The organism is Streptomyces sp. NPDC001828, from assembly GCF_042892175.1.
Taxonomy (GTDB): Bacteria; Actinomycetota; Actinomycetes; order Streptomycetales; family Streptomycetaceae; genus Streptomyces.
On the sequence record NZ_JBIATV010000018.1, the window covers coordinates 1 to 23,113 of the forward strand.

22 protein-coding genes and 3 pseudogenes are annotated in these 23,113 nt (G+C 68.8%); 12 read left to right on the forward strand and 13 right to left on the reverse strand.

Annotated elements, in window-relative coordinates:
- The 4 genes and pseudogenes from ACFYZA_RS36265 to ACFYZA_RS36280 all read left to right on the forward strand — a co-directional run.
- Positions 1–115: pseudogene (locus tag ACFYZA_RS36265) on the forward strand (GNAT family N-acetyltransferase); the annotation flags it as partial.
- A gap of 331 nt (positions 116–446) precedes the next feature.
- The gene (locus ACFYZA_RS36270; protein WP_388494667.1) at positions 447–1,157 is read left to right on the forward strand and encodes a FadR/GntR family transcriptional regulator; all 711 of its coding nucleotides are present in this window, start codon (positions 447–449) and stop codon (positions 1,155–1,157) included.
- A gap of 89 nt (positions 1,158–1,246) precedes the next feature.
- Positions 1,247–2,449, forward strand: a complete 1,203-nt coding sequence (locus ACFYZA_RS36275) for a CynX/NimT family MFS transporter (protein WP_388494668.1) — start codon at positions 1,247–1,249, stop codon at positions 2,447–2,449.
- A 1,107-nt stretch (positions 2,450–3,556) separates the two neighbouring features.
- Positions 3,557–4,306 carry a hypothetical protein gene (locus ACFYZA_RS36280; protein WP_388494669.1) on the forward strand — a complete coding sequence of 250 codons (750 nt, stop codon included), beginning with the start codon at positions 3,557–3,559 and terminating at the stop codon, positions 4,304–4,306.
- 91 nt (positions 4,307–4,397) lie between these two features.
- On the opposite strand, the gene ACFYZA_RS36285 is transcribed toward ACFYZA_RS36280, so the two are convergent.
- Entirely contained in the window at positions 4,398–5,198 is an 801-nt protein-coding gene (locus ACFYZA_RS36285) for a hypothetical protein (protein WP_388494670.1), read from the reverse strand.
- A gap of 1,422 nt (positions 5,199–6,620) precedes the next feature.
- On the opposite strand from ACFYZA_RS36285, the gene ACFYZA_RS36290 reads away from it, so the two are divergent.
- Positions 6,621–6,980, forward strand: a complete 360-nt coding sequence (locus ACFYZA_RS36290; RefSeq protein WP_388494671.1) for a DoxX family protein — start codon at positions 6,621–6,623, stop codon at positions 6,978–6,980.
- 845 nt (positions 6,981–7,825) lie between these two features.
- Here the strand turns inward: ACFYZA_RS36290 and ACFYZA_RS36295 are convergent.
- The 3 genes from ACFYZA_RS36295 to ACFYZA_RS36305 form a co-directional block, all read right to left on the reverse strand.
- On the reverse strand, positions 7,826–8,299 hold the full coding sequence (locus ACFYZA_RS36295) for a hypothetical protein (protein WP_388494672.1): 474 nt from the start codon (positions 8,297–8,299) through the stop codon (positions 7,826–7,828).
- Positions 8,296–8,547 (reverse strand): hypothetical protein, encoded by a 252-nt coding sequence (locus ACFYZA_RS36300; protein ID WP_388494673.1) that lies wholly within the window; start codon positions 8,545–8,547, stop codon positions 8,296–8,298. Before ACFYZA_RS36300 ends, ACFYZA_RS36295 begins: the two co-directional genes overlap by 4 nt.
- Before the next feature lie 225 nt (positions 8,548–8,772).
- Positions 8,773–10,509 (reverse strand): amidase, encoded by a 1,737-nt coding sequence (locus tag ACFYZA_RS36305; protein ID WP_388494674.1) that lies wholly within the window; start codon positions 10,507–10,509, stop codon positions 8,773–8,775.
- Between the two features lie 136 nt (positions 10,510–10,645).
- On the opposite strand from ACFYZA_RS36305, the gene ACFYZA_RS36310 reads away from it, so the two are divergent.
- The gene (locus ACFYZA_RS36310) at positions 10,646–11,329 is read left to right on the forward strand and encodes a TetR/AcrR family transcriptional regulator (protein WP_388494675.1); all 684 of its coding nucleotides are present in this window, start codon (positions 10,646–10,648) and stop codon (positions 11,327–11,329) included.
- A gap of 583 nt (positions 11,330–11,912) precedes the next feature.
- On the forward strand, positions 11,913–12,437 hold the full coding sequence (locus ACFYZA_RS36315) for an HAD domain-containing protein (protein ID WP_388494778.1): 525 nt from the start codon (positions 11,913–11,915) through the stop codon (positions 12,435–12,437).
- A 63-nt stretch (positions 12,438–12,500) separates the two neighbouring features.
- Here ACFYZA_RS36315 and ACFYZA_RS36320 read toward each other — a convergent pair whose 3' ends face one another.
- Both ACFYZA_RS36320 and ACFYZA_RS36325 read right to left on the reverse strand, forming a co-directional pair.
- Positions 12,501–13,268, reverse strand: coding sequence for a transposase (locus tag ACFYZA_RS36320; RefSeq protein ID WP_388494676.1), 768 nt, complete (start codon positions 13,266–13,268; stop codon positions 12,501–12,503).
- Between the two features lie 42 nt (positions 13,269–13,310).
- Entirely contained in the window at positions 13,311–13,730 is a 420-nt protein-coding gene (locus ACFYZA_RS36325; protein WP_388494677.1) for a hypothetical protein, read from the reverse strand.
- A gap of 252 nt (positions 13,731–13,982) precedes the next feature.
- Between ACFYZA_RS36325 and ACFYZA_RS36330 the strand changes: the two are divergent.
- A pseudogene (locus tag ACFYZA_RS36330) lies at positions 13,983–14,240 on the forward strand (ISKra4 family transposase); the annotation flags it as partial.
- A gap of 73 nt (positions 14,241–14,313) precedes the next feature.
- Here ACFYZA_RS36330 and ACFYZA_RS36335 read toward each other — a convergent pair.
- Positions 14,314–14,820, reverse strand: coding sequence for a hypothetical protein (locus tag ACFYZA_RS36335; protein WP_388494678.1), 507 nt, complete (start codon positions 14,818–14,820; stop codon positions 14,314–14,316).
- 195 nt (positions 14,821–15,015) lie between these two features.
- Between ACFYZA_RS36335 and ACFYZA_RS36340 the strand changes: the two genes are divergently transcribed.
- Positions 15,016–16,248, forward strand: coding sequence for a sensor histidine kinase (locus ACFYZA_RS36340; RefSeq protein WP_388494679.1), 1,233 nt, complete (start codon positions 15,016–15,018; stop codon positions 16,246–16,248).
- A complete protein-coding gene (locus ACFYZA_RS36345) occupies positions 16,245–16,940 on the forward strand; it encodes a response regulator (protein ID WP_382600319.1) in 696 nt (231 codons plus the stop codon). The genes ACFYZA_RS36340 and ACFYZA_RS36345 overlap by 4 nt, the downstream gene beginning before the upstream one ends.
- 742 nt (positions 16,941–17,682) lie before the next feature.
- On the opposite strand, the pseudogene ACFYZA_RS36350 reads toward ACFYZA_RS36345, so the two are convergent.
- The 3 genes and pseudogenes from ACFYZA_RS36350 to ACFYZA_RS36360 all read right to left on the reverse strand — a co-directional run bounded on the left by ACFYZA_RS36350 (position 17,683) and on the right by ACFYZA_RS36360 (position 19,865).
- A pseudogene (locus ACFYZA_RS36350) lies at positions 17,683–18,095 on the reverse strand (winged helix-turn-helix transcriptional regulator).
- A 307-nt stretch (positions 18,096–18,402) separates the two neighbouring features.
- Positions 18,403–19,017, reverse strand: coding sequence for a TetR/AcrR family transcriptional regulator (locus tag ACFYZA_RS36355; protein WP_382600317.1), 615 nt, complete (start codon positions 19,015–19,017; stop codon positions 18,403–18,405).
- A complete protein-coding gene (locus ACFYZA_RS36360; RefSeq protein WP_382600315.1) occupies positions 19,017–19,865 on the reverse strand; it encodes an oxidoreductase in 849 nt (282 codons plus the stop codon). Before ACFYZA_RS36360 ends, ACFYZA_RS36355 begins: the two co-directional genes overlap by 1 nt.
- Positions 19,866–20,261: 396 nt before the next feature.
- Here ACFYZA_RS36360 and ACFYZA_RS36365 point away from each other — a divergent pair, with 396 nt between their 5' ends.
- Positions 20,262–20,732, forward strand: coding sequence for a hypothetical protein (locus ACFYZA_RS36365; RefSeq protein WP_388494680.1), 471 nt, complete (start codon positions 20,262–20,264; stop codon positions 20,730–20,732).
- 189 nt (positions 20,733–20,921) lie between these two features.
- On the opposite strand, the gene ACFYZA_RS36370 is transcribed toward ACFYZA_RS36365, so the two are convergent.
- From ACFYZA_RS36370 to ACFYZA_RS36380, 3 genes are read right to left on the reverse strand one after another with little or no spacing between them, the layout of a single operon-like run.
- On the reverse strand, positions 20,922–21,185 hold the full coding sequence (locus tag ACFYZA_RS36370; protein WP_388494681.1) for a hypothetical protein: 264 nt from the start codon (positions 21,183–21,185) through the stop codon (positions 20,922–20,924).
- Positions 21,186–21,213: 28 nt separating this feature from the next.
- On the reverse strand, positions 21,214–21,678 hold the full coding sequence (locus ACFYZA_RS36375; protein WP_388494682.1) for a hypothetical protein: 465 nt from the start codon (positions 21,676–21,678) through the stop codon (positions 21,214–21,216).
- 55 nt (positions 21,679–21,733) lie between these two features.
- Positions 21,734–22,465 (reverse strand): class I SAM-dependent methyltransferase, encoded by a 732-nt coding sequence (locus ACFYZA_RS36380; RefSeq protein WP_388494683.1) that lies wholly within the window; start codon positions 22,463–22,465, stop codon positions 21,734–21,736.
- A gap of 306 nt (positions 22,466–22,771) precedes the next feature.
- Here ACFYZA_RS36380 and ACFYZA_RS36385 point away from each other — a divergent pair, with 306 nt between their 5' ends.
- The gene (locus ACFYZA_RS36385) at positions 22,772–23,098 is read left to right on the forward strand and encodes a hypothetical protein (RefSeq protein ID WP_388494684.1); all 327 of its coding nucleotides are present in this window, start codon (positions 22,772–22,774) and stop codon (positions 23,096–23,098) included.
- Positions 23,099–23,113 lie beyond the last annotated feature (15 nt).

Below are 23,113 nucleotides of genomic sequence, written 5' to 3' on the forward strand. Positions count from 1 at the left end.
GCGTATTCGAGCCGTGCACTCTGAGGAGTTGCCCGCCCTCCAGGACATCGAGCGAGCCGCAGGGCAGTGCTTCCACGACGTCGGTATGCCGGAGACCGCCGACGACGAGCCGCCCTCGCGAACTGCGCCAGATCAGGGAAGTCGAGGCGGCACACGGCTTGGACCGCTGGCCGCGTGTGTGCATGCGCAGGGCGTTGCGTCCGAAGCCGGCGGCCGGATGATCCGCAGCGGGGGCGGCAGCTCCACTGCCCGCAAGGCCGAAGCCTCTCCAGTGAGCACCAACTGCCCTTCTCCCTGACCTGGTTGCCGATGAACCGGCCCGCCGGGCGCGCCGCCGATCCGGTTGGCTGTCCGCAGGAGTACGTGCCGGCGTATGACCGGCGTAGGCAGCCACGGGAACCACGAATGCGATGTTCAAACGTCTGATGTTTGTGTACGGTGTGTTCATGAAACGCATCAACGCACCGCGCCGGACTGCGAGTCTGTCCGCCCAGCTCGTCGACAGCCTTCGTTCCCACATCGCGTCGGGAGGCTGGCCGGTCGGTACGAGGATTCCGTCGGAGCAGGCCCTCATCGAGGAGCTCGGAGTCGGGCGCAGCACGCTGCGGGAGGCGATCGGTGCCCTCGTACATCTTGGGCTGCTGGAGCCCCGGGCCGGGGACGGCACGTATGTCCGATCGTCCAGCGAGCTCCAGTCCGTCATGGTGCGTCGGGCGAGCTCCGCTCAGCGGAACAAGGTGCTGGAGCTGCGGTCCGTGCTGGAGGAGTACGCCTCGGGAGCGGCAGCCCTGCGCCGCGACGAGGAGCAGTTGCAGGAGATGCGGGAGCTGCTGGCGGATGCCGACGCGGCGGCTGCCGGGGAGGACGGGGCCGCAGCGACGAGCGTCGACGCACTGTTCCACCGTGCCGTGGTCCGGGCGGCCGGAAACGAGCTGCTGATCGAGGTGTACGACTACCTCGGTACGGCACTCACGTCCTCTCTGGGCGGTCTGGGCTGGGATGCCGAGCACGCAGAGGATCATGCCCGTCTGCACCGGCGGCTGGTCGACGCGATCGAGGCCCAGCAGGCGGGTGACGCGCGTGAAGCCGCGGCTGCGATCGTCCGGCTCACCCGCGACCACGATGCCGGCACGCCAAGTGCGGGAGAGGAGCGGTGAGTACACGGCCCGACGCGACGTCCCGTAGACGCTCCTCCCACAGCGCCCCCGCCATTGGCCGCTCCGTGGCCGGCCCTTCGCGGTCTGCCGTGTCGGTCGGTCTCATCATCGCGATCTGCCTCGTGGCTGCGAATCTGCGCATTACCCTGACCGGTGTCGGCGCCCTGCTGCCGGAGATCGAGCGGGGCAGCGGCCTGACCTCGATCTGGGGCGGGCTCCTGAGTGCCCTCCCGTTGCTGACCTTCGCGGTGACATCTCCGGTGGTCGGCCGGGCTTCCCACCGGCTGGGCAGCGCCCGCCTGTTGGTGACGGCCCTCGTCGTGCTGGCCATCGGCACGGTGGTCCGTTCCCTTCCGTCCGTGATCTGCCTGTTCGCCGGAACGGTGATCCTTTCCGCTGCCATCGCGTTCGGGAACGTGCTGCTGCCCGCGCTGATCAGGCGGAGTGTGCCCGCCGACCGCATCCAGAGCATCAGTGCGCTCTACGTGACGGTCATGGGTCTCATGGCGGCGGTCTCCTCCGGAATCTCCACGCCCTTGGCCCGCAGCCTGCCGGGCTCCTGGCGTACGGCGCTGGCCTGGGGGGTTTTCTTCACGTTCGCGGCGTTGCTGACCTGGCTGCCGCGGATGCGGGGCGACAAGCCGCAGGCGGCGCCCGGCAGTTCGCACAGTCCTGTGCCCTGGAGGTCTCCGCTCGCCTGGCAGGTCACCATCTTCATGGGTCTGCAATCCCTGGCCTTCTACACGGCCGTCACGTGGTTGCCCAGCATCCTCATGGGCCATGGCACCAGCGGCACCAGCGCCGGCTGGATGCTGTTCTACTACCAGGTGGTGTCTCTGGCGGCCAGCAGTCTGCTGCCTCTGCTCACACGAGGGCGGCACGACCAGCGTTGGCCGGCGGCGGGGGCCTCGCTGCTCGTGGCGGCTGGCTTTGCCGTGCTGGCCATCGATCCAGGTCTGGCCGTCCTGGCGTGCACCCTGCTCGGCATCGGTGGCGGCGCGTGCCTGGTCCTGGCACTGACGTTCCAGAGTCAGCGCGTCGGCAGCTCCGGCGAGGCCGCCGCGCTGGCGGGCATGGCGCAATCCATCGGCTACCTCGTGGCAGCGGCGGGGCCCCTGCTCCTCGGCATCCTGCATGACGCCACGCAGAGCTGGACCATTCCGCTGACCGTTCTGGCTGTCCTGGGGGTCACCACGGCGATCGCCGGGCACGGTGCGGGACAGGACCGCCAGATAGGACGACCGGCGATCCGCCCGGTCGGCAGCGAAGTACAGCGTCGCCCACACGAATAGTTCCTCCAGTGCGGAACAGGCCCGGTTGTCTCCCGCTCTGTACTCGTTCGCCCAGGAGGTGTTCGTCAACAGTGGAGCCGAAACACCGGACACCGGACACCGGGGTGCGGGGTGCGAGGCGCTGGGAGCCGGTGCCGGGACTGCGACCAGGCGTCCGGGTGCTGCGGTCCGGCCGCTGGCAGTGCCTGGGGCCAGAGTGACTCGCATGACACCGTTGCTTCCCACCGACATCGAGCGGGCCCTACGCAGTAACTGGAGTGCCTAGATCGCACGTCGCACGTTGGATGGCGGTGGATGGCAGTCGGCCCTGGCGGCGCTACCAAAGTTCCGCGCTGCTGTGTGCCAAGCATGTGGGGTTGCGCGCAGTTCGTGGCTCGGCTGGCGTGCCGCTGATCGGGCCAACACCAGCTGAAACAAGCAGAGTTGAGGAGGCTCTGCGCGAGCGGGCCGCCGATACTGGGACAGGCGGCGACGGTCTTGACAGTGGGCGTGGCCGACGTCAGGGCGCCAGGTTGCGATCGCGGCGAACAGGTAGGCGCAGCCACGGGTGGGACCCATCAAGGAGGAGTCCTGTCCGTCTGCCTTCCAGTGCTCGGTTCCGGCGCTCCCGTGCGGTCGGACGGCCGGCATGTCGTGCTGCCGTAGTCCGGATTCCGCGCGGGCCTCCGAACCGTTCGGGCCAGGTGCCGGGGCATCGGCTGCTCCCCTGGACGCTGGCGCTACCCGAGACGGAGGACCGTCTCAAGTGGGCTGATGCCATCCGATAGGTGAGGTCATGCCAAGCCCGGGCCTATCAGGGCGGCCACATCCCCCCCCGCATCGTCCGACGGACTTCGGTACCTGGGGCGAGCGCGAGGAGGACTGCCCGGAACCAAGCAGTGCCAACGTAACTACTGTGCTTTCAGAAGCGGTTGGCTGTCGCGACGAGACCGTGGAACGAAGCTCGGGCAGAGCGTCGAGGGTACCTGCTGGTTCGTCCAACGTTGCCTTCCGCCGCTCTCCCGCGCACCGTCGCTCCTGCCCGGTTGTGTGATGTGATACGGGGTGATGGGCCGTTGGGGCCGCAGGAACGCGGGATGAGGGCGGCGAACGGAGAAGGGGGAGAGGGTGACCATCGAGCCGGGCGCTTCACCGGCGGTCTCCAGTTCCCAAGGGCTGTGGATTCGTGCGCTGGTCCGCGAGTCGGAACGAGCCCGACGTCTGCTGACAGCCGGGGACTGGCAACCTGCCGCCGCGGACAACGAAGCGATGGCCAAGATCTTTGCCCGGCTGGCTGCCCCGCTCCCCGCACGCGGGTCCGGCAATGCACGGACGCGGGCTGAGGATCGGGACCGGCGGCTCCAACGGATCTGGCGCAGCGCTGTTCACCATCTCGACGCCGGAGCGGTCAGCTCGCCGGCTGCCGCACTTCTGGCAGCTGTCGCTCGCGCCTTCCTCCCGTGGTACGCCACTCCGAACCCGCGAGCCGCTGCGGCGGCAGCGCACTACCCGACTCCCGACGGCACAAGGGACGGTTCGCCGCTTCCGCAGACCGAGGCGGGCGAAGCCCTCCTCCCCGATCTGATCGCGCTGTTCGCCGCGCTGGCGGCCCCGACTCCGTCCGGAACCAGTGCACGCACGCCCGCAGCCGCCTCTTGGCAGATCCAGCACGAAGGTCGGTTCCGGCACTTCACGAGACCCGGCCGCGGCGTGTGGACGGCCGAGACCTTCCGCTGCCCCGGCTGCGCGAACGCGGACGGCCCCTGGACGGTGGCCTGCGACTGGCATCAAGTGACCCTCGGTTGCCTGTGCGGCCTGGTGACCGACCGGCACGGGCTCACGTTCTCGGAGGTCTTCCTCGCCGTGCGAGACACCTGAGTTGTCGCAGCCGCTCCACCGCTGGGCAGCTCGATCGTTCCCCGGGGCTGGTTGTGCTGGTCAGGAGGGAGCGGGGTACGGGACGTGTGGCTCAGGTGGCACGGCGGTTGCCGTCCACGTCACATGGAAGGTCGGTGCCGGGATGGTTGGCCGTGAAGTCGCGCTCCGCCTGATGCTGGACGTCGGTGATGGCGGTGGGCGCCACATCGATGACGCCGCCGAAGGGCCGGTCGACGTCGCGGATGATGAGCAGGGCTGTGGTCATCAGCGCGGTGATGACGATGAGCGTGATGAGCTGGCCGCGGTTGTTCTTCCTTGGCAGGCAGACTCCCAGGGCGGCGACCGTGATGACGAGGGTGGCGAGCAGGAACCAGAAGATGGTGCTGGGGATGCTGGAGCTTGCCTGGGTGAGCCGTTCGTCGCGCTCGTCGGAGCGCTTGTTGTCGGCGGCCACCAACATGCCGAAGACCGGCTGGCCGACCACGTTCTTGAACGATTTACGCAGGTCGGTCGACCACACGCTGGGCGCCGTCGAGCCGTTGCCATCCGACATCGCCGGCCACTCCTGGGCGACCACGGCGCGGGCGTAGCAGGCGGCGTCGGCTTGGACGACGGCTTGTTCGGCCTTGGGGGCGTAGTCGGCCGTCTCGACGAGCTGGTCCAGAGCACGGGCTTCGCCCCGGGCGGCGTTCTCGGCTCTCCCGTAGGAGCCGTTGGCGGTGACCAGGACGAAGGACAGCAGCAGGATTGTCATCGTCAACAGCGGGCCGACGAGGTCCTTCACCGCCATGCCCTCGGTGTCGTCGACGTTCAGCAGACGTGGTCGGAGCCAGCGGTTCGCGGCGAGGCCGGCGAGCAGGGCGAGTACGGCGACCACGATGACGAGGACCACGAGGGCCACCTCCAGGAGCGCGGGAGACCCGGTGGATGGGCCGGGGCACCTGATCTCTTCCGTACCAGCGTGTTGCTCGGAGAAACGGAACGTTCCCTCGCCCTCGCACGAGGGACATTTCATCCGCCACTCAGACCAGGTGCCACCGGGGTAGGGGCAGACCCGGGGAGGAGTTGGCCTGGTCTTTGTCTGCCCGGTTGGGCGTTCCGTGGCCGTCAGCGGGTGTCCGCGCGATGGCCGGGGGAACGGGCTCGGCCGCCGGGGTGCAGCAGGCCCGCCAGAGCTCTGGTGATCGCGTCGAGTAGGAGGTGACTGGTCGGCGAGGTACGTCAAGTGACGACTGTGCCCATGTGTCGTGCGGCCTGGGCCCTGCACTGTGGGGGTACGCCATCCGAACGTGGTCAGCGGCTGCCTCGGGAGCGCACGGGAGACGTGTGAGCCGGTTGCGGACGAGGACCGCATCAATCCCGGCCTGGTCGAAGTGGGAAGGCACCCAGACCGTGCTGTGGGGCGCAGAGGTCCGTGAGCGGTTCGATGCGCCCGAACTCCACCTCGCCCGGTAGATCAAGGACGGCACCGTCACCGGCGCCGACAACGGCGAGTAGGAGAAGGCGACCCCAGGGGCACGGCGCCGGTGATGCCCGGATGCGGGAAATGGCCGCCGGAGCACTCAAAGACGTTCACTTCCAGGACAGCGCCACCGCGCCTGCAGCTTCGAAGAGCCCCGCTTCACCGACGTGGAACACCTCGGCCTGTAGAGCCCGAGTGCCGAGTGTCGGGAGACCGAACCGCCCACCGCGTCGTGTCCGGATTTCCGCAGCTCGCGGATGATGTCTGCCCGATGACGGGGATAACTGGGATGACCGGGCTGAGGCGGACCGCGCGGTCGCCGCTCCCACGATCCGGTCCGGATTGGGGATGCCGTACACGGCCTCGTGCTGTCGGCGGCATCCGGGCACGAGCGCGAAGTCGACCAGCGCGCGGAGGGGTTCGTCCGTGCACGGCGGTGCTTCGCGCAACTCGAGCAGCGGGTCGCCCCGCGCGGTCATGTCGACAAGGGGTAGCCGAGGGTGTCGGTGCGCTTCGGCGAAGGCGATTCCGCAGCCGAGGGGCGGCCGTGCCCAGCCCAGCCCGGCCCCGCCTGCCGGTGCTCCGCTGCCGCGGGCCGCACCCCGCAGTGGCCTGCGGCCGCTGCGGCCCGAGGTACGAGGACGCCCTGCGATGGCCTCGCACCGGCCGCGCCCGCTGGATGCCGCTCCTGCGCTGTGCTGATACCCACCCGGTATCGGGGTCGCGGAACGGGTCTTGGACAGCCGCGGCGGCCGGGCGGTGGAATCGGGACGGGACAGACGTGCGACTGCCGTGAGGCCCCGCACTGTCCGCCCCCTTTGATTCCCGTTGGACTTGACAATGGTAGGAACGATGAACATTGCCTATTGGATCCTCGCGGGCCTGCTCGCCCTCTTCTACCTCTACGCGGGTGCGATGAAGGTCTCGCGGACCCGCGAGCAGTTGCGCCCGATGATGGCCTGGGTGGACCGCCTAGCGATGCCGGCCGTCCGCAGCATCGGCGCGGTCGAATTCCTCGGCGCCCTCGGGCTGGTCCTGCCCCCGCTGACGGGTGTCGCCCCCGCACTGGCCCTGGCCGCCGCCCTCGGCTTGGCAACGCTGCAGATCGGCGCGATCCTCGTTCACCTCAACACGGACCGCCGGATCGGCATCAACATTCCGCTGCTCATCGGCGCGGCCGGGACTGTCTGGCTCGCGACGACATGGCTGTGATTCCGACGAGGCAGGCAGCCCCTCGGCCTTGAGGCGTGTCCCACCGGTCGGGTGTCCCAGCCCGGCCGACCGGGGACGCGGGTACGACCGTGACACGTGCTGCCGCCCGGTCCGAGGGCTCGAAGTGAAACCGCTGGGCGCCCAGGGGAGTCGGCCACGGTTGAGGGGCGGGCACTCGACGCTGGTTCGTCGTCGCGTGTGCATCCACCTGTACGGTTCGTACCGCCTGCGGATCCGGTGGGAGATTCGCCAGGTCATCCACGAGTACATCGCCCGGGGAGTCGCCGACGTGGGTGCACGCACTCGGGCGGAATCCCCGAACCGCTTCCGCCCCCGACCGCGTGGACCGAGACCCGCTGCCGACCTCGCGGTCGGTCGGGGGTGCGCTCCGGACGATGGTCGCCTTGTCGTAAGGGTCCACCGAGCGAACTTCCTGACGGCCGGTCATGATCTCGTCACCGCGCCGCGTTCGACGGCGGGTGTGCCGTGTCGATCACCACCACGCGTGGACCAAGGGGGCCACCACCCACCACGCGAAGGCCGAGGGTCCGGTGGCTCATCACGCGCAGCCAAGGCCCGGTCAGCTGGTGCACCCCGGTCTGCCGGGCGGCCCGGGTGTCTCCAATTCGGCTGGACGGGACGTCCCAAACCGTAGCTCAGGGGCTGGGACGGCGACGGGACGACCTGCCCGGTCCTCGGCCGTGACCGGGCTGCATACGGCTGTGCGGGGCGCCGGCCGACCACCGGCGACCAACCCTTGGCGCCAACGCCAGGTCGCCTGCTGAACAGCGGCGCGTCACGGCCGAGCGGGAACACCACACAGGAGAAAAACGGGAGTTGTCATGTCACGTCTGCGTTTCGTGGGGACCGCGTCCGCCGCCTTGGCCGTAGTGGCGGGAGCGATGCTCTTTGCGGCGCCGTTGGCCAGTGCCGCGTCCAACTGCCCTGCCTGGACCGACACCAACGGAAACGGCATCGGCCAGGAGCAGCGCCAGGAGGGCTCCGTGGCCGCTCGTCAGCCTGCGGATGTTCTTCTCGAGGGTGCGCTCCAGTCCCTCGTTCCGGGCGCCGGTGGCGGGGTCCGTTGTGCACGACTGGGAGTGCGGGTCGTTGATGTGGTCCGACTTCGCCTTCACATCGAGCGACGCCTTGAGGATGTAGAGCGATCCGCCGTCGTCGCGCACCTCGACTTTGCCGGGCGCGATCCACATCCGGCCGGAGGAGCAGAGTGTGCCGTCCGCACCGGACTGGATCCGCTGCCGGTACTTTGACCCCGTCGCCAAGTCAGGTTGCGGGATCTTCGCTTCGGTGCGCCTCATCTGCTCATCTGGAGGTCTGGCTCCAGCATGGCCTTGCCGGCGTTGCTCTGTCCGAGGGCGGGATCGACGATCGGGTCCGACTCCGACGTCGCCCGCGCCCACGCACCCGCCCGTACGCGACCGCCCGCCACGCGCCAGGCCCGGCGCGTCGTCACGGCAGGTGCCACCATCCGCGACAAGGCCGCCGTGGTCTTGGCCCTCAACAGGGCCGCCCAGGGCGTCGGCGTCGAAGCCAGTCCCCTGGCCAAGGCGGCATCGGGTGGCCACGGCGGCGGCTTGGCCGAGATCGCGCAGGGGGCATGCCGGCAGCCGACCTCGCCGGGGCGCTCGCGGCGCCGCCTGGCCTTGTCGCGGCCCGGCGGTAGGACTGCCGCCCCGTTCGGCCTGTGTCCACTCGGCCGTGCTGGGGCACAGGGACACAGGCGTCGGCCTCGAAGGCGGTGGTGGCGGTCGAGGCTCCCGTTTGTGTCAGATCACCGCGCCGACAGACGCGGCGTGCGCTGCGGCTCCGCGCGGCGGCTGCCGGTCTTCTCAAAGGCCGCGGCGAGGGCGAGCAGGCTGTTGTCGTCGTAGGCGCGGCCCGCGAAGGTCAGCCCGACCGGCATGCCGGTGTCGGTCATGGTGCCCATCGGTACGGTCACGGTCGGGATGCCGAGGTGGCGGGGGACCAGGTTGCCGTTGGCGACCCAGACGCCGTTGCGCCAGCCGAGATCGGCGGAGTCCACGGACACGTCCATGTCGGCGGGCCCCACGTCCGCGACCGCGGGGAAGACCACCGCGTCCAGGCCCAGTCCGTCCATCCACGCCTCCAGGTCGACCCGGCGCGTCTCCTCCAGCCCGCGCAGCCCCTGTTCGAGGTGCGGCATGCCGGTGAGGGACGCGTACGGGCGCTCGCGCACCATACGGGGGTAATCGCCGATCGTGTCGTCGAAACCCTCGTACCGGTCGGGCAGTTCGCCCGCCTGCTTGGGCCAGATGCGGGCGCCGTCGACCTCGGTCAGGGTGGAGAGCGCCGGGTCTCCGTTGGCCCGGAGGAAGTCGTCCCACGCCCAGGCGGACAGGTCCTCGATCTCGAAGGTGAGGTAGTCGCGGCCGACCAGCCCACGGGTGAGCAGCGAGGGCGCGCCGGGGCGGTCGGACTCGTAGTTCGACACGACCGGGAAGTCGACTTCGACGACCTCGGCGCCGGCGGCCTCCAAGTCGCGGCGGGCGGCCTCCCACAGGGCGATGACCGAAGGACGCGTCTCGATCCGCCGACCGGTCTGGCCGCCGATGCCGCCGTCGGGGTTCGTGCCCGCGTCGGGGTCGCAGTTGATGTACATCCGGGGCACCCCGACGTGCCGGTCGGCGAGCGCAGCGGCTGCCGCTTCGGCGTCGGCGGGGGCGAGGGCCGGATACGAGGCGGGCCGCACCTGCGAGGCCGTGGGCAGCGCCAGCCAGGGCTGTGCGCGCCACAGGTCACCGCGCGTGTGCGGGTCGTCGGCCACGATGACGTCGAGGAGTTCGAAGAGGTCGGCCATGGTCCGGGTGTGCGGGACGACGACGTCCATGGTCGGCACCAGTGGCCAGTTCCCGCGCACCGAGATCACCCCGCGGCTGGGCGTGTAGGCGCACAGTGCGTTGTTCGACGCTGGAGCCCGGCCGGAGGACCAGGTCTCCTCACCCAGGCCGAACGCCCCGAACGACGCCGCGATCGCGGTGCCGGAGCCGTTGGAGGACCCGGAGCCGTAGGCTCTGGTCAGCCAGTCCGGGCTGTACGGGCTCTCCGCACGCCCGTACACACCCCGCTGCATACCGCCGTTCGCCATCGGCGGCATGTTCGTCAGACCGATCAGGACGGCCCCGCCCGCGCGCAGCCGCTCTATCGCGAAGGCGTCGTGCTGGGCGACTAGGTGCTCGAAGGCGGGGGAGCCGGCAGCGGCCGTCAGCCCCTTCGCGAGGTAGCTGTCCTTCGCCGTGTAAGGGATGCCGTCAAGCGGCCCGAGCGTCGCACCGCGCGCACGGCGCGCGTCGGAGGCTTCCGCGTCCGCGCGTGCCTCCGGGTTCATCACGACCACCGCGTTGAGCGCGGTGGCCGTACCCGGCCGGTCGTACGTCTCGATCCGCGCGAGGTAGGCGTCGAGCAGACCCACGGCCGTGGTCTCACCCTTTTCCAGCGCCGTGCGCAGATCCGCGATACAGGTCTCCACAACATCGAATCCGCGTGCCATACGGCTATCTCCTGGATGGACGGATCGGGCAGGTGAAGCGCCGGCGCAGGGCAGCTTGGCCGGCGGGCACCACACCCTCAGGCTGACTAGATTTTCAGTCTAGACTAAGGGTCTAACCCGGATGCGAGGAGGACTCATGCGGACGTCGAAGGATGCGAGCGAGGCGAGGGGTGTCGAAGCCGGCACGGCCCGCCGGTCCGCGGCCCGGGTCCCGGTCGACAGGAAGCGTCAGCGCAGCGGGGACGAAGCTCGGGGGCGGGCGATGCGGGCAGCCGTCAGCGTCATCGCCGAGAAGGGCACTGCGGCCCTGCGGATGTCGGACATCGCCGAGCGAGCAGGCATGAGCACCGGCCACATCCTCTACCACTTCGGCAAGAAGGACCGGCTTCTGCTCGAAGTGCTCGCCTGGAGCCAGGAAGACCTCTGGGCCCGGTTCCAGCAGGCCGCTGACCAAGCTGCCTCACCCGCCGAGAAACTGGACCTGTTCGTCCGCTCCTACCTGCCCCGCCACCCTGGCGACGAGCGCTACGCCCTGTGGACACAGGTACTGGCCCAGCGCCACGACGAAGCGGGCCGGGCAGTGCTCACCTCGCTCCTGGACGGCTGGGACGAGCGCCTGGAAGCCATCGTGCGTGAGGGTTGGGAGGTGGGGCAGTTCGCCGATGTGGAGCTCCCCGAGTTCACCATCCGGGCCGTGGCGATGCTGAGCGGCCTCTCCGAGGACGTCATGTTCGGACGAACTCGCTGGCAGCACACCTCCGCGCACGCCTTCGCCCTGTCCGCCCTCGAACGCGAACTGCGCCCCATTGCCCAGGCGTAGCGACACAACGCCCCGACCTCACGGGGCTGCGGCGTGAAGGCTGGGCTTGTCGCCCCGTTGCCCCGACGGGTCACGGCACACGGGTTGGTTCGGCGGCGGGGTTTCGATTCCCGCGGTCTGCAGGTGTGCTGGGCTGCGGCCCGTTACGGTCGGCGCGAGCCTGTGGCCACCACGACGAGGGAAGGAGCGTACGGCGGAGGAAGCGGTGAGCGGCGGGCTGTTCGGGGTGGTGTCCTCGCGGAGCCTGGACGTGTTCTTCAAGGCGCTGGGAGTTCGGGAGAAGCAGGCGGTCCAGGAAGTGGTTGATGTGCGCTGGGAGTTCGGTCGGGATGACCCGCAGGTCACGATGAAGGATGTGTACGCGCAGCGGGCCGTTCCTCGGCGCCGTGAGCCTTTCGGTGAACTCGACAATCCAGTCGCGGAGTTCCTGCACCTCGCGCGGGCCGCCGCTTCCCGCTGCCGGATTTCTTCGATCAACGAGCCCATCGCCGCCTTCACCACCCTCCCGAGGCGAAAAGGACTTGCCCGGGCAGTAGGGCTCGGGCCGCTGCCGCGCGAGCCTGAACGCCGTTACCGTGCAGGGATGATCGGTTCTACGCTGCCCCTGCTCTTTCTCGATGTCGATGGCCCACTCATTCCATTCGGGGCAACCCGGCAACAGCTTCCAGACGGATACCCGATCTACCGGACCAGGCGCCACGTACCGGGAGCCGGCGCCAATCCGCTGATCACCAGGGTCAACCCGGCGTACGGACCCCGGCTCATGGCACTGCCGTGCCAGCTGGTGTGGGCTACCACGTGGATGTCCGACGCGAACGAATGCCTCGCCCCGTGGCTCGGCCTGCCGGAACTGCCCCTGGTGACCTGGCCCGATCCATCCGACGCAGACGACCTGGACGGCCTCCACTGGAAGACCCGTGACCTCCTGCGCTGGGCCGCCGGACGCCCCTTCGCCTGGCTCGATGACGAAATCACAGACACCGACCGGACCTGGATGGAAGCACACCACCCAGGCCAAGCCCTCCTCCATCGCGTCGATGCCCGGCACGGCATAACAGACGAAGACTTCGCCACACTTGAGCACTGGTTGCGGCTGCATCAGGACTAAGACTTGTCCCGTAACGATCTTGAGGTCAGGGCCGCGCGCTCGGTCGAGGTGCCGCCCCTTCGCTTATCCGGCGAGGGTGAGGTTGTGCAGTCGGGCGATGTCGAGCATGGCGTGATGGACGCCGTCGCCTTTGAGGCGGCAGTCGCGCAGGATCTTCCACCCCTTCATGCGCGCGAAAGTGTGCTCGACGCGGGCCCGAACCTGCTTGTGGGAGCGGTTGTGTTCCTCCTTCCAGTCCGGGAGTTCTTCGCCTTTGCGGCGGCGGTGCGGGATGACCAGTCCGGTGCCCTGGTATCCGCCGTCAGCGATCGTCATGGTGCTGCCGACGGCGGCCTTGGCGCCGGATTCTTCCCAGCCGCGGGAGTCGTGCCGGTTGCCGGGCAAATGCCGTCCGACCACGACGACCAGGCGGGTGTCCGCGTCGATGACCACCTGATGGGCCGTGGAGTAGCGGTAGTTCTTCGACCGCTCGGCCACCGTGTGATCGCGGGTGGGCACCAGGGTGCCGTCCACGATGAGCACGGTGTCCTTGCGGAACCGCTTGCGGGGCTGGAGCGCGAGCAGCGGCCCGAGGTGGTCGATGATCCGGTCCGCCGCGGACTTCGAAATGCCGAACAGTGGGGCGATCTGGCGCATCGTCAAGTTCGTTCGCCAGTACGCCGTGACGAGCAGGATGCGATCCTCCAGTGGGAGGCCCCAGGGCCGCCCACGCGGGAGCTCGGTAGCGATCTCGCGGCGCACGGCGGTCACAAGCTTGCCGAAGCAGCGCGGGCTCAGCCCGGTGAAGGGGATTATCCAGGACGGCACCGACGCCGTGATCACTGCAGTCACGTCAAGATCGTTCCACCAGCGGCCGGCCGGGATTGCCACGGGTCAAGTACGGAGCTCGAGGTGCCGGTCCAGCTGACTGCGCAGACGGGCAGAAGCACCGCGGAGAGTCCCGAGTTGTCGCACTTCTGTCGCCGCCAGTTCCATCCGTCCTGCCAGCGCGAGTACAGCGGCATAGGGTCGTGCGCCTTCGGCGAGCTTCGCCGCCACGGCATCACGGACGGCTCGCAGCACCGTGCGGTCCGCGCTCGGATGCTCCGCCAGCAGGCGAAGGAGCCTGTTGTCGTTCCAGGCGCTGTCTTGGGCCGTGCTCAGTTCCAGCAGAGTGCCGGGCGCCGTGGCGGGATTGGCGGCAAGCGCCTGCCAGACGAAGGGGTACGGGCACCGCGCGAGTCGATGCAGGACGGCGCTGTCGCTCTCGGTACGCGCCAGTTCGAGGTAGTCGGCAGGCGTGTGCACGGACATGGCCCTTCAGGATCGTCGGGGCGATCATCCTGCCATCAAGGTACGGGCGCCGTGTGCAGGGCCCTGATCTGACCGACTCGGAGATCAATTACGGGACAGCCCTTAATTGACCCATGTCCTGGGCCTGCCGACCGGAAACACCGCCGGGGTCGCGGACGCGATCGAAGCCCGGGCCAGCCGAGCCCAGTTGAGCGACGAGCAGCGCCGCGGCGCCGACCGCTACGTCAACTTGCGCACGCCAACGCCGCGTTCATGCACTACGACCAGGCTCTGGCCGCCGGCTGGCCGATTGCCACCGGCGTGATCGATGGAGCAGTACGCCACTTGATTGCCGACCGCCTCGATCCCGGCGGATCCAGGTGGGGTCCCGAAGGTGCTGAAGCCATCCTGAAACTCCGTGCCGTGGCTGCCGACGAGCACCTCGAAACGTACTGGCGGTTCCATGTCGCTCAGGGACATCGACGCCTCTACCCCACCCCCGGCCAAGACCGATACGCCCTCACCGCCTGACCGGCGAGCTCACCCGAGGAGAGCCGCACCCGTTGAGCACGAAGCAGCCGCTGGCCACGGGGCAGGCCGGGACTCAGGGCCGCCCGGAGGCGCGCACCTTCAGCGCTCCCGAGCGGGTGAGCAGCGCGGCGATCGCCATGAACACCAGCCCGTTGGTGACGATCGAGGCGATGTCCTGAGGCAGGGCGCCGTGCCGGAGGAAGAAGCGGCCCAGCTCGGACTCGTACCAATAGGTGGCGCCGATGGAGAACACCGAGCGGGCGACAATCAGGCCGATCCAAAGCGCCGCGTAGCCGCGGCCGGCCCGGGCGACGACCTGGCCGTCCGGCTCCCGGAAAACCTGGACCTGGCTGACGGCGACCAGCCCGAACAACACACCGGCCGCGAGGCCGCAGATCTCGATGGCCAGGCCGATCCCGTTGTCGAAGAAGGTGTGGACGAACACGGGGACGATGATCACCGCGACGATCAGCGGGCGGAGCAGGCGTCCGCGGCTCACCGCCTTGGTGCCGAGGTCGGCGTGCAGGGTCGTGAGCAGCACGACGACGTTGATGAGGAGAGCGCTCTGCAAGGTGGACATGGTTTCCGCCGATAGGTGAAGGGGGGTTCTTGTCCACACAGCGTCGGACCAGCGCCACGGTCCGGGCGTCGACCGAGGAGCCGAGGAGGGTGGAGCGCGGATACCTCCACCCTCCTCCACCCTCCTCCACCCGTCTCCACCTGCCGGCGGACCCCGACCCGGCTGCGGGGCAGAGGTGCATGCCAAGCTGAAACCATGGTCATTACCACCGAAGTCAAGCCGCCGCCGGCGCACCCCGTGCCACCGCGACCGATCCTGGCGCGTGCTGACCTCTGGCAGCATGTGCTGCCCCGGGGGCTCGGGTTGGCTCTGGTGCTGGTCGGCCTGCCGTTCACGGACGGGCTTGTCTGGTCCGCCACCACCTGGGCGCTGGTGGTGCTGATGAGCGGCGCCTGGGCTCTGTGGTGCGCGGCCGGATTCCGGGCGGGATCTCCGGTGCCCGAGACGTTGGCAGTGCCTATCCTCAGCGTCGCGATGATCAGCGGGAACCTACTGGTCACCCTCGAACCCGAGGCCATGCTGGCCACGGCAATCGTCGGCATGGCGGCGGTGTCGTCCGGAGCGATCCTGTCCACGCTGGTCAGCGCGGCCGTGCTGGCGGCCAACGTCCTGGCGCTGGCGATCGGCGGGATCGTGGCCGGCTTCCCCGGGCAGGCATGGGCGCGCGTCGCCGCCTGGATCGCCGCCCTGCTGGCTTGTCAGCTCGCCGGCGCGACCCGGCGCAGCATCGGGACTCAGCACGCGCAGGCGGAGCAACTGCTGCTGCAGACCCGGCGCGTTCACGAGGAGGAACAGCGGGCCGCGGCGCTGGCCGAGCGGACCCGGGTCGCTCGGGAGATCCACGACGTCTTGGCTCAGTCGCTTGGTGCCCTGGCGGTGCAGTTGGACGTGACCGACTCGCTGCTCACTGCGGATCCGCCGCGCACCGAAGAGGCGGTGGAACGGGTCCACAAAGCCCGCCGGATCGCCGTCGACGGACTGACCGAGACCCGCCGCGCGATCACAGTTCTGCGTGCGGACACGCCGCCCCTGCCGGAGGCCCTCGCCGCGCTGGTCCACGACCACCGCACCGACTCCGGCGCGCCCGCGACCTTCACACCGGTCGGCACCCCCCGCGCTCTGGAACCGGACGTCGGGCTAGCGTTGCTGAGAGTCGCCCAGGAGTCCCTGGCGAACGCCGCCAAGCACGCCCGCGGACAGGAGTTGACCGTCACTTTGGACTACGAGAAGGACCAGGTGAGGCTGACCGTGCTGTCCGGGCCCGCCGGCTCCGGTGGCGGCGAGGCCGGCCCGTGGCCCCGTGTAGCGGGGATGGACGGCGGTTACGGCCTGGCCGGCATGCGCGAGCGGTTGCTGCTGGTCGGCGGCGGCTTGACGGCCGGCCCCACCCCGCAGGGGTGGCGCGTGCAGGCGAAGGTGCCCGCATGAGTACTCGGATCGTGGTCGTCGACGATCAGCAGGTGGTCCGCGAAGGCCTCATGACGCTGATGGACATGATGCACGGCATCGACGTCGTCGCCGGGTGCGCGAACGGCGAGGAGGCCGTCGCCCAGGTCGCCGAAACGCACCCGGACGCGGTGCTGATGGACCTGAGCATGCCGGGGATGGGAGGCGTGGAGGCCACCCGCCGGATCGTGGCGGCGCACCCGGACGTGGCCGTCGTGGTGCTGACGACCATGGCGGACGATCAGCTGATTCTCGACGCCCTGCAGGCCGGCGCCCGCGCCTACCTGACCAAGGACGCCGGCAAGGCCGAGATCGTCCGCGCTATCGAGGCCGCGCTCGCCCGGCACACCACCTTGGACCCGATCGTCCAGGAGCGGCTGCTGGCCGCCGCCATGCGCGGCACCGACTATGCGACCGAACGGCGGCAGGCCAAACCGTCGCAGGACCTGCTGACCCCGCGCGAGTCCGACGTACTGCGGCTGCTCGCCCAAGGGTTGTCGAACAGCGCGATCGGCCGCCGCCTACTGGTGGGGGAGGCCACCGTCAAGACCCACATCAACCACCTGTTCGCCAAGCTCCAGGTCCGCACCCGCGCGGAAGCCGTCGCCTGGGCCCATGCCCACGGTTTCGGGCCCAGTGCGGACGGCGTGCGCTCTGGCCGGCCCGCCGGGTGAGCCGCGCTCGGGCACGTAGCTCAGCAGGGCCGCCTGGCACGACGGACCCGGATGCGACACCCGGGACATCTGGCTGGCGGTCCGTACGCGGCCGCCACCATGTGCGGAAGCGGCAATGGCGTATCTCGCTGATGTGGGCCGACGGCGGCTACAGCGGGCGTGTGGTCCACCTCGCCGCAGTGTCCTGCGTACCGCACTGACGGTGGTCAAACGCAGCGACGTTGCTTCGAGCAGGAAGGCTGAACCGCAAGGGCATGCGGGGTGACCTCGATGAGCAAGGCCGGAAGCATGGTTGTCCGTTGCGTTGGGTCTCGTGAGTACCAGCGATGCGGGCAGCCTGAAGACGCCCCACCGGGACAGACGATCTCCCTCGATGGGGGCAGGCTATCGATATCGACGGCTTCTACTGCGCGCTAGGGGAGGCCGTCAACGTACTTGGGAATGAATCTCGCTGCCGTGGATGACTGCCTCCGAGGAGGCTTTGGCGCCCCTTCTCCCGTTCACCCGGGAACCGCTGCACTCGGATGCCACTGAGGCAAAGCTGATCGCCCCTTACGACGGGCAGTCACACCGCCGATCGCCAGGTCCTTCTTGAGATCTTTGCCGACCGTGACGTCAGCATCCTCATGCGGTGAAGTGGCTGTTTTCGATCCCAAATGAGTGTACTTCGTCTGGGTGGGGAGGCTCGGGGTGCGAGGTTGGTGGGAGCGCGTTCTTGTGGCCAGGAGGTTCGTGCGTCGTGTCACTCTCGGTGGGTGAGGACGGCATCCATGTGGGTCTGCGCCCACTGCCTGAGATCGCGTGTCAGTTGGTGAAGTGAGTGGCCGAGGTCGGTCAGTTCGTAGGTGAAGGTGACGGAGACCGTGGGGGTCACGGTGCGGGTGAGCAGGCCGTCGCGTTCCAGGGCGCGCAGGGTCTGGGTCAGCATCTTCTGGCTGACGCCGGTCAGCAGCCAGGCCAGTTCGGAGTAGCGCAGCGCCTTCGGGGTGTGCGGCGCGCCGGGAGTTCGGGTGTGTCGCAGCCCAGTGCGCACAGGATCAGGACGACCCACTTGTCCGAGCTCCGGTCGAGGAGCTGATGGCTGGGGCACACCGCGAGGAATGCGTTGTACTCGGCCTTGGCCTGGGCTTTTCCGTCCGCTTTCGTCGTCGCCAGCGGGGCCACCCGTTCCCACAAGTCATCAGACACAAGGTCAGCAGGCACTCCACCAACCCTGCCCCTACATCACCCAACTGCCAAGCCCCACAGCAGACTTCACTCTGAAACCATCAGTAAGTGACGTTCCAGGGCTCGCAACCTGATCAAGAGGGCCCGTGCACGGGAGTTGTGGACACCAGATCCCGTTGATCTGGCTGGGAGAGGACGTTGCGCCTCGCGGGACATCCGCTGGCGGAGTGCCTGGACGGTGAGCCTCGAAGTCACGGGGGTTCCCTTTCGAGCCTCACCGTCCACACCAGATGCGTCAGGTGATCAGGCCGGCGCTGATCAGCCAGATGTGTTCGCAGGTCGAAGATGCCTTCTGCAACTCCTCCCGGGACTCTTGCGAGGCGTGGTAGAAAGTCCGCTCGATCATCCAGCACAGGGCGCGCGCCATCGCCGACGCTTGTTCCGGTTCGCTGCCCGCCTGAATGCCGGCTCGTTCCAAGACAGCAGTGATGGCTGTGATGAACAAGTCGGCTGTGTGGCTCCACAGCTCGCCGATCTCCGACACGGTCAACGACAGGTCGATCGCCGTGCGCATGACCAGACCGTGCTTGTTCCACAGCTCGACCGTGCGCCGCATGGCTGCTGCGATCGCCTGGCGTGGCTCGTCGGTCTGCGCGGTGGCCCGGGACCGCTCCCACAGGTGCTCAACGGTCCGGGCCACGAGCGCCGTGACCACTTCTTGCTTGGACCCGAAGTAGAAGTACAGGGCGCCACGTGTGATGCCGGCGCCCTGCGCAATGTCGCCAACGGTCATGGCGTCATAGCCCTGTTGCGCCAGCAGAGCTTCGCACGTGTCGAGGATGGCCCGCTCCCGGACGTCACCCTTGCGTTCGGTGGTGCGTCGGCTCCGCGCGGGGTGGTGGCCGGGCATCAGAGCTGAGCGCCCTCGGCGAAGTCGGTGCTACGGGAGAGCGTCTCCCACGCGCTGATGTCCTTGTCCACGGCCGTGCGCGCGGCCGTGACCAGTCGCAGCGCGTCCGAGCCCAGGACGAGGTGGGCCGGGGGCTGGTCGACCGACGCGATGTGCACGACGGCGGTCCCGGCCTGGGCCGGATTGCCCAGCTGGTTCCCGCTGGCCTGGTGCCGCGCTTCACGGATGGGGGTGAACAGCTCGTCGTAGTCGTCGATGGACCGCGCGGTGCGTGTCATGGACCGTCCGGCCCAGTCGGTGCGGAAGGACCCGGGCTCGATCGCCGTCACATGGATCCCGAACTGCGCGACCTCCTTGCCGAGTGCCTCGAGGATGCCTTCCAGGGCGAACTTGCTGCCACAGTAGGCGGACATGCCGGGCACGGCCATCAGCCCGCCCATGGAGGTGACGGCCATCAGGTGTCCGCGGCGGCGTCGGCGCATGTGGGGCAGGGCCGCCCGCAGCGTGGCCACTGCCCCGAATACGTTCACCTCGAACTGCCGCCGCACGTCGGCCAGCGGCGTCTCCTCGAAGGTGCCCTCCAGGCCATAGCCCGCGTTGGCGACGACGACATCCAGGGGACCGACGCTCTGCTCCACCTCGGTGATCACACTCGAGACGGCGGCATCGTCGGTCACATCCAGGATGCGGCCGTGAGCGTACCCGGGGTTGAGCCCTTCGAAGGCCCGCAGGTCCTCCTTGGAGCGGACCGTACCGACGACGGTGTGCCCGGCGGTCAGGGCGGCTTGGGCAAAGGCACGTCCAAGGCCCGTGCTGACGCCGGTGATGAGCCACTTCTGCTGCTGCACTGCTCCTCCAGAGAGGTCTCGTGAAGAGCTGGACTGCCCCTCATTCGAAAAGTCTACACAGTGTCGATTTTTATCATCGTGATGCCGATTCTGTCGCCCCCCAACGGCAGACCGCCAACGTCGGCCCGATGCGTCTCGAGGCGAAGCCGCAGCCCCTTCGATCGCGCAAGCGACCGCGGCCGGGACGCGATTGCCGCCGGGGCTGAGGTTCATCGCGTGACGAGTCCGTCGGGAACTGCGCCGCGGTCGCACTTGGAAACCAGCGGGTTCGAGGGATCGGGACGGTGCTCAGGCGAGAACCCGCTGGGGGTGTGGTGGTCCTGGAGGGGACACCGCGCAGGTGCGCCTTCGCCGTCTGGGACAAGATGAGACCTCCGATCTTGAGGGGGCGTTGAAATGGGTTACGACCTGCAAGCAGTGATCGCTGAAGGAGAGGCGCTACGTGGTGCGGCGCGGGACCTGCCTGCCGCCCGGCTGGCGTCGATCGGACAGGGCCTGTCGCTGATGCCGATGACAGCCGCCGTGTTCGATTCCGTCGCTGACGGCAGCGGCGTAGGCGCATTGGGCTTCTGGCGGTTGCCAGAAGGGTTCGAGAAAGTCCTCGCTGCCTGGTCAGCCGGTGGGCCAGTGGCCTACGTGGAAGCTGAGTACTTCGGCGGCGTGGGCGAACAGCGGGCTGCCGTGTGGGATGGCGGCACCATCGTGCTGGGCCCGCTCCACGTGGAGGAGGGCCAGCCCTTCCCGCCAGCGGGCAGTCCGATCTCTCAGGCGCTGCGGCGGCTCGGCGTAGTGGCAAGCGCCGGCGAGGACGAGTTCTCAGCTGTGGGGTTGGACCGGCACCGACACGGCGAGGCGTGGATTGACTGATGCGCGACTTCCGAATTCCAACGCTCCAGGGGAAGTTCCGGGCTCAGTTCGCGGAAGCTGCTCGTAAGTGCGAGAACCTCGTGCGTTCGCTGCTTCGCCCGGTGCAGGTGGCTCCCCTGCGAACCTGCAGGGATGCGACACTTCGGAACTCCCTGCGTCCATGAGCACGCTTGCATCAGATGCCCCGTCCTATGACCAGATCCCGAGCAGAGGCCCCGCCTGGGAGAGATCCACGCGAACCTGCTCGACCGGCTCCAGGAAGCCAAGGAACAAGGCTGGCTCGGCGAGGTCACCGCGATCGAGGCCGACCTCGCCGCCGCCGAGCAGAAGCTCGACGCCATGCGAAACCTCGCAGCCCGGCACACCACAGTCCACCTCGGTATGCCCGACTTCCGCACCAGCGCCGGCCGACTCACCGGCAGCTCTGACAGCGGCTGACAGCCGTCCGACCACGGGCCCTTCGCCCCTGGCTGGCCTGGTCTCAGGCGCGAGGCGGCAGGACCTCGATGATTTCGGCGATGCCGGCGGCCGGTTGGGCCTCGTGCATGGTGATCACGTCACCAGGCTTCAGATGCTGCCATTGCTCGGGGTGCAGGGGAGCCAGACGAACGTCGGCGGTCTCTCCAGGGCCAAGCTGCGGCTCGAACTCCACCCAGAGCCGCGCGATGTTCAGATCTTGCTGTCCGTCTGCGGTGCGTTGACCGATGTCCCACAGCGGTCTGAGCTGGCCGTCCCCTGAGAAGGCACTCTGGCGTCCGCCCTCGTCGGCTCGCAGAAGGGTCAAGGTGGCACGGATCGTGCCGTGTTCGGCTTCCCAGCCCCGCCACTCGCACCAACGGCGGCTGCGGTCGAGCATCATCTGCCGGGCAGCCTCGGAGAGCATCTCCCAGAAGGTGATGGATACCGGATGGACATCCGCGATCTCGATGAGCACATCGAGCGCCATCTCCCACTCTTGGAGCTCGATCTCCTTGCGGACATCTCCAACCGTCTGGCCGTTCTCAACCCAGCGGTCTGACCGCCCGCCCCGTGATCGTCGGCGGTCCAGCCGAGCAGCCTCCCCCGGGACCGAGCCCCCGTAGGGACGTTCCGGGCTTGCGGGCCAAGAGGCAGGCGTGGGGTCTGTTCACGAGTCCGCCGGGCTCCTGTTCCAGTCTCGCGGTGACGACGAGTCCGGCCTGGTCCAGCAGGTCGACTATGCGGTCCAGGGGCAGGAGGTACGACTCGTAGGACACCGGACGGCCATAGCCGTGGGTCGGCTGCAGCCGCTCATTGCCGACATAGTCTCCCCAGAGCAGGTAGCCGCCGGGCGCGAGCGTGCGGTGGAACTCGGCGAACACATCCGGCAGCCACTCCGTGGGCGTGTGATGGGTGGAGTACCAGGCCAGGATGCCGCCGAGCTCGTCGTCCCTCATCTGCAGCGCGGTCATCGAGCCCTCAGTGAACCGCAAGTTCGGATAGGCGTGCCGGGCCAGCCCGACCATCTTCGGCGACAGATCGACGCCAAAGACGGACACCCCCAGCCCTGCCAGGTGCTCCGTCACCCGTCCGGGGCCGCACCCCAGGTCCGCGACCGGCCCCAGACCGGCGGTCCGCACCAGTTCGGCAAACCCCGCCAGCATCGCGCGTGACAGCGGGTCCATCTCCGCTGGCGGCGGGACGCGTTCGACGTAGTCAGCGGCGACCGTGTCGTACGACTCACGGACGGCGGTCAGAAAGGAAGGCTCAGCCATGCGGGCGACCCTAGACCAGGCAACTGACAGACCATGGAACGACCTTCAGCTGACCTGCGCGACAATCCGCCGCTGCCGACACCCAGCAGTCACACCACGCCTGTGATCGTTTGAGGTCACGGCACTACGCACTGTCCGGCGGACCATGTGATTACTAGGATCCAGGGGAGTCTGTTCTCTGCTGGTCAGTGCCGGGGGACGGAAGTCGCGGTAGTAATGAGCAGTTCGGATCCGGTGTTTCCGCGGCGGACGGCGAACGGGGGGCCTGTGGGGAGTCGACGGTTGCATGGGTGTCACGGGGTGGCGGTGGCTCTGCTTCTCGCGGTGTCCGCTGCCATGCTTCTGGGCAGGTCCTGGACCGCCTGCGACGTGGGAGTGAACAACGCGGCCAACAGCGGTTTCCTGCTGTGGCTTTTCATCCCGGGCCTCTGGACGGTCCTGCTTCTGGTCTGGGTCGCGGTGGGAGCCCTTCTCGGGAACCGTCCCCTCCTCCATGCCTTTGCCCTCTCGGTAACGCTCCTCGGGGTTGTCTGGTGCGTCATCTCGATCTTCTGGGAGGGCGCCGCCACTCCTCCGTGCCCCGGCGGCGTGCCCCCGTGGTGGCCGGGCTTCATTCCCGCCCCGGGATTCTGAGAGGCCGGCCCCGGT

Coding starts and splice junctions, on each gene's coding strand:
- ACFYZA_RS36270 (WP_388494667.1), top strand. CDS start 447: ATGAAACGCATCAACGCACCGCGCCGGACTGCGAGTCTGTCCGCCCAG.
- ACFYZA_RS36290 (WP_388494671.1), top strand. CDS start 6,621: ATGAACATTGCCTATTGGATCCTCGCGGGCCTGCTCGCCCTCTTCTAC.
- ACFYZA_RS36295 (WP_388494672.1), bottom strand. CDS start 8,299: ATGAGGCGCACCGAAGCGAAGATCCCGCAACCTGACTTGGCGACGGGG.
- ACFYZA_RS36305 (WP_388494674.1), bottom strand. CDS start 10,509: ATGGCACGCGGATTCGATGTTGTGGAGACCTGTATCGCGGATCTGCGC.
- ACFYZA_RS36310 (WP_388494675.1), top strand. CDS start 10,646: ATGCGGACGTCGAAGGATGCGAGCGAGGCGAGGGGTGTCGAAGCCGGC.
- ACFYZA_RS36315 (WP_388494778.1), top strand. CDS start 11,913: ATGATCGGTTCTACGCTGCCCCTGCTCTTTCTCGATGTCGATGGCCCA.
- ACFYZA_RS36325 (WP_388494677.1), bottom strand. CDS start 13,730: ATGTCCGTGCACACGCCTGCCGACTACCTCGAACTGGCGCGTACCGAG.
- ACFYZA_RS36335 (WP_388494678.1), bottom strand. CDS start 14,820: ATGTCCACCTTGCAGAGCGCTCTCCTCATCAACGTCGTCGTGCTGCTC.
- ACFYZA_RS36340 (WP_388494679.1), top strand. CDS start 15,016: ATGGTCATTACCACCGAAGTCAAGCCGCCGCCGGCGCACCCCGTGCCA.
- ACFYZA_RS36345 (WP_382600319.1), top strand. CDS start 16,245: ATGAGTACTCGGATCGTGGTCGTCGACGATCAGCAGGTGGTCCGCGAA.
- ACFYZA_RS36355 (WP_382600317.1), bottom strand. CDS start 19,017: ATGCCCGGCCACCACCCCGCGCGGAGCCGACGCACCACCGAACGCAAG.
- ACFYZA_RS36365 (WP_388494680.1), top strand. CDS start 20,262: ATGGGTTACGACCTGCAAGCAGTGATCGCTGAAGGAGAGGCGCTACGT.
- ACFYZA_RS36375 (WP_388494682.1), bottom strand. CDS start 21,678: ATGGCGCTCGATGTGCTCATCGAGATCGCGGATGTCCATCCGGTATCC.
- ACFYZA_RS36380 (WP_388494683.1), bottom strand. CDS start 22,465: ATGGCTGAGCCTTCCTTTCTGACCGCCGTCCGTGAGTCGTACGACACG.